This is a genomic window from Spirulina sp. CCY15215 (assembly GCF_016888125.1).
Classification (GTDB): Bacteria; Cyanobacteriota; Cyanobacteriia; order Cyanobacteriales; family Spirulinaceae; genus CCY15215.
On sequence record NZ_JACSWA010000124.1, the window covers coordinates 1 to 690 of the forward strand.

Annotated in this window: 1 pseudogene; it reads right to left on the bottom strand. The window is 53.5% G+C overall.

Annotated features, from left to right (window positions below):
• A pseudogene (locus JUI58_RS00570) lies at positions 1-690 on the bottom strand (hypothetical protein); the annotation flags it as partial.

The following is a 690-nucleotide window of genomic DNA, read 5'->3' on the forward strand; positions in this document are numbered from 1 at the left end:
GCGCCCTCTATGCTTGCGCCCTCTATGCTTGCGCCCTCTATGCTTGCGCCCTCTATGCTTGCGCCCTCTATGCTTGCGCCCTCTATGCTTGCGCCCTTTTCTGCACCCCAAGGTAAAGCGGCAAAGGGCAAGCGGTTGAGTTTCCCGTCAGCGACGATCGCCAAACGTTGATTTTTTAATTTACCTGCAACGGGATCGAGGAGCATTTTCGCCAGTTCTGTTCCTTCGCTGAGAGGGTTGCGGTTTTCGGCTTGCAGGGCGACGATATAGCGTTCTGTAGCGGTTTCAATCTCTTGGCGAGAGGGGAGTTCGTAGGCGGTAAACTCGGTTTTGCTGACGGCGAAGAGATAGCTGCGTTCTTCTCCGAGGGCATATTCGAGGAGGAGGGTATCATCGTCGAGGATGTTTGCTTGAATTTGTTGCAGGGTGAGGGGTTGGGGATATTTTAAGTTGGCGTAGGCGGGGTTTTCTCGACGAATTTGGGCTTCGAGGGTTTGCAAATCGTCGAGAATTGTCTCGATCTTGCTTTTGATGGCTTCGAGATCGGCATTAGCATAACCTTTGGGGTTCTGGAGGAGTTGCACGCGCTGTTGTTCGGCGGTGCTGAGTGCCTGGTTAAGGCGTTTTTCTTCAGCAAGGAGGGCGGGGGGAAGGTCGGCTTTGAGGTCGAATTGTGCTTCGGTGAGAATT